The 3,041-nt window shown below is 40.6% G+C and carries 4 protein-coding genes; 2 read left to right on the forward strand and 2 right to left on the reverse strand.

Annotated elements, in window-relative coordinates; all coding sequences use genetic code 11:
- Positions 1-122: 122 nt before the first annotated feature.
- Both PN499_RS07335 and PN499_RS07340 read right to left on the reverse strand, forming a co-directional pair.
- Entirely contained in the window at positions 123-413 is a 291-nt protein-coding gene (locus PN499_RS07335; RefSeq protein ID WP_272031061.1) for a P-II family nitrogen regulator, read from the reverse strand.
- Between the two features lie 5 nt (positions 414-418).
- Positions 419-1,405: a sodium-dependent bicarbonate transport family permease gene (locus tag PN499_RS07340; RefSeq protein WP_272031063.1), complete on the reverse strand. Its 987-nt coding sequence runs from the start codon at positions 1,403-1,405 to the stop codon at positions 419-421.
- A gap of 151 nt (positions 1,406-1,556) precedes the next feature.
- On the opposite strand from PN499_RS07340, the gene PN499_RS07345 reads away from it, so the two are divergent.
- A complete protein-coding gene (locus tag PN499_RS07345) occupies positions 1,557-1,733 on the forward strand; it encodes a hypothetical protein (RefSeq protein ID WP_272031064.1) in 177 nt (58 codons plus the stop codon).
- Positions 1,694-3,016: an S-layer homology domain-containing protein gene (locus PN499_RS07350; RefSeq protein ID WP_272031065.1), complete on the forward strand. Its 1,323-nt coding sequence runs from the start codon at positions 1,694-1,696 to the stop codon at positions 3,014-3,016. The genes PN499_RS07345 and PN499_RS07350 overlap by 40 nt, the downstream gene beginning before the upstream one ends.
- The last annotated feature ends 25 nt before the right edge of the window (positions 3,017-3,041 follow it).

Raw genomic sequence — 3,041 nt, forward strand, 5'->3', positions numbered from 1 at the left:
GTTAAAAATTAAAAATTAAAAATTAAATCTCACAATTTTTAATTTTGCATTTTTTTTAATTTTGCATTTTTAATTTTTAATTGATTAAGTTGCTCCCCATCTCCCCATTTTCCATCTTCTTCTTAACACCGATAGCACACGGCATCTGATACCAAAAATACACCACCAAACTTTTGCAGAATCGGTTGCAATTCTAAAAACACCGCATCTTCCTCTCCACCTAAACAAGTTGTCAAGATATACACGCTACTTAATTGGGCATCGAGATCGTCGCTGGATTCCCCAAACTCCCCCCTTCCTATCACTTGGCGAATGATATTGTACTTAGTAATCCCAAGTTTTTCTAGCCGTTTCACCACAGGCTTGAGTTCGATTGCGGGAACAATTATTTCGATGCGCTTAATCGTATCCATTAAATTCAATTCCAAAATTGGTTAATAATCTGTAAATACACCGGAATACCAATGATAATGTTAAATGGAAAGGTCAATGCTAGTGCCATTGATATATATAAACTTGGATTTGCTTCAGGTACACTCATCCGCATTGCAGCAGGCACCGCTATATAGGATGCACTTGCACATAATACCGCAAAAAGTAGGGCGTTGCCTACAGACAGACCTAAAAGCTTTGCTATTCCGATCCCAATCAGAGCATTTAACAAAGGCATTGCCACGGAAAAGCCAATTACAAACGATCCAGCTTGCTTTAAGTCATTAATCCGGCGGGCTGCAATCAATCCCATATCTAAAAGGAAAAAACACAATATCCCGTAAAACAAGTCGTCAGCAAAAAGCTTAATTTTTAGCCAACCACTGTCGCCAGTCAGTAATCCGATAATTAGACTACTTACTAACAAAAATACCGAGCCATTCAGACAGGCTTCTCGCAATACCTCAATCCAAGATATTTGCTCAACGGTTTCAGTTTCGCTCTCTTGCTTATCGATAAACAAACGCACTAAAAAGATGCCGATGACAATAGCTGGAGATTCCATCAGAGCAAGAGCTGCAACCATGTGCCCGCCAAAACTCAGATTTAATTTCGTTAGTAACGCACTGGCAGTAATAAAAGTGACAGCACTGATAGATCCGTAGGTAGCAGCAATCGCTGCTGCATTATAAACATCTAGCTTGATTCTTAAGATAAAAAATGAGTAAATTGGTACTATGCAAGCCATTAACATTGCGGCTAAAAGAGTAAATCCAATTTCCAAATTTACGCCACTCTCAATAATTTCGTGACCACCTTTGAAGCCAATTGCAAACAGGAGATAGAGAGAAAATAGTTTTGGCAATGGCTGGGGAATTTCTAAATCTGACTTGAGCCAAACGGCTGCCAATCCTACAAAAAAGAACAACACTGGAGGGTTGAGAATATTGGAAAGAATCAGGCTAAATTCCATAGATGCCTTATTAAAAAATTAAATCCGATGGTACTGACAATCTTTTCCAGAGATTTAAGCACCTCCATGAAGTGTGGCTGATTTTAGCACGTTCTGTACCTAGTTCTGAATTTTTTCATAAAACTCAACAAATAAAAATGAATTACAAGCGATGTCAACCACAAGGGACAGACCTCGAAATCTGGCGATCGCATCCAGGGTGAATATTTACGCTAGCCTTAAAGAGATAGGTAATGAGGGGATATTGTGGATACTATATTTACTCGATGGCTTAGATCCTCGAAATATTTGGTCAGGATTCAAAGTCACGCTGCCAATGCCAGCTTAACCATATTTTTGCTAGCCTCGTTGACGGCTTGTGCCAATAGTCCTAATAGTAAGGCACTTGAGGAGTCTTTGGCCGCCGATCCCCAACTTCAGGAAAGTCCCGCTAGCTTGAGAGTACCCACGCCGCCACCTCTTGCTACTAACCAATCTAATACCTCAACTGCTAAGTTACCGCCTGATTTTCCCAATGAAATTCCACTTTATACTAATGCTGAGTTGCTCGAAGTTACTAAGCTAAATAATCCCACTGAAGATAAGGTACAACTTCGTTGGAAAAGCACCGATCCCAGCAACTACATTCAGAATTATTATCAGACAGAATTTCAACGTCAAAAATGGGAAATTAAATTACCACCTACTGAAGATGAACAAGGAAAATTGACGGCAACTAAGAATAATTTGCGTGTCGTTGTATCGTTTGTACCTAATCAGAAATCGGGTGTGGCTACAGAATTTACGATCGAGTACGGCAAAGATTCTCAGGAAATTGCTACCACACCAGAACCGAGTAATTCTCCCGCCATTACCAATCCTTCGCCTTCGCCAAATGCCTCTGCTTCTCCTAATTTAGACAATAAAGTTATATCAACACCAAAAGTGACACAGGAGCAAAGCGAAGTGCCTCAAGAATTGCGTCAGTATGTAGCTGAGGTAGTCGAGTTAGGCGTGTTGAAATTGCAGTCGCAAAATCAGAGTTCAGATATTACCAATACCTTACCGGAACCTAACAAAACTATTACTCGCCGCGAGTATGCACGCTGGCTGGTAGCGGCTAATAATAAGATTTATGCTAATCGTCCAGCGAAACAAATTCGGCTAGCGATAACATCCACTACTGCGGCTTTTACTGATGTCCCGAAAACCGATCCTGATTTTCCAGCAATTCAAGGTTTGGCAGAAGCGGGTTTAATTCCTAGTTCCCTTTCTGGGGATACTAAAAATGTCAAGTTTCGACCAAATGATTCTTTAACTCGTGCGGCGATGATGCTCTGGAAAGTACCTCTGGATACTCGTCAAGCTTTGCCTTCAGCTAATATTGATGCGGTGAAAGAAAGGTGGGGTTTTCAAGATACCTCGAAGATTGATACGGGTGCTGCACGAGCAGTTTTAGCTGATTTCAATAATGGAGATTTAGCTAATATTCGTCGAGTTTTTGGTTTTACAACCCTGTTTCAGCCTAATAAATCTGTTAGTCGTGCAGAGGCGGCGGCAAGTCTTTGGTATTTTGGAGTTGAGGGGGATGGAGTATCAGCGAAGGATGCGCTACAAGAGAAGTCTAATTAGTAGTTTTGGTAATTGGTAATTGGTA

It is taken from the genome of Kamptonema animale CS-326 (assembly GCF_028330895.1).
GTDB lineage: Bacteria > Cyanobacteriota > Cyanobacteriia > Cyanobacteriales > Microcoleaceae > Kamptonema > Kamptonema formosum.

Excerpts from the sequence above, each read along its gene's own strand:
- PN499_RS07345 (WP_272031064.1), top strand. The coding sequence starts at position 1,557 with ATGTCAACCACAAGGGACAGACCTCGAAATCTGGCGATCGCATCCAGG.
- PN499_RS07340 (WP_272031063.1), bottom strand. The coding sequence starts at position 1,405 with ATGGAATTTAGCCTGATTCTTTCCAATATTCTCAACCCTCCAGTGTTG.
- PN499_RS07335 (WP_272031061.1), bottom strand. The coding sequence starts at position 413 with ATGGATACGATTAAGCGCATCGAAATAATTGTTCCCGCAATCGAACTC.